1 protein-coding gene is annotated in these 399 nt (G+C 66.4%); it reads right to left on the bottom strand.

The genetic code is table 11. The features are described 5' to 3' along the window. A partial coding sequence (locus tag EOA22_RS37385) for a 50S ribosomal protein L11 methyltransferase (RefSeq protein ID WP_164756371.1) occupies positions 1-399 on the bottom strand: 399 nt, incomplete at both ends.

Raw genomic sequence — 399 nt, 5'->3', positions numbered from 1 at the left:
TGCCGAAGATCGGATGGTGAGAGCCGAGCGCGGTTGCTGTTTCCACCAGTGCCTTGACGTGGTTGAGCCGCGCATTGGCGGCAGCCACCCGCACCGCCACCGGATCAATGTCGGTGGCCAGCACCGGAATGTGCGCCAGCTTGGCGACGGCGATCGCCAGTACCGCGCTGCCGGTGCCGAGGTCGAGCGCATTGCGCGGGTGTTCGCGCCGGACCACTCTTTCCAGCATTTCCAGGCAGCCGGCGGTGGTGCCGTGATGGCCGGTGCCGAAGGCGAGGCCGGCTTCGATTTCGATGGCGAGTTCGCCGCTGTGGCGTTTCCTGCGGTCATGTGCGCCGTGGACGAAGAAACGTCCGGCACGCACCGGCTTCAACTCTTCCAGCGAATGCGCCACCCAGT

The organism is Mesorhizobium sp. M7A.F.Ca.US.014.04.1.1 (assembly GCF_003998745.1).
Lineage (GTDB): Bacteria > Pseudomonadota > Alphaproteobacteria > Rhizobiales > Rhizobiaceae > Mesorhizobium > Mesorhizobium ciceri.
This window is presented reverse-complemented; position numbering and strand designations above follow the sequence as displayed.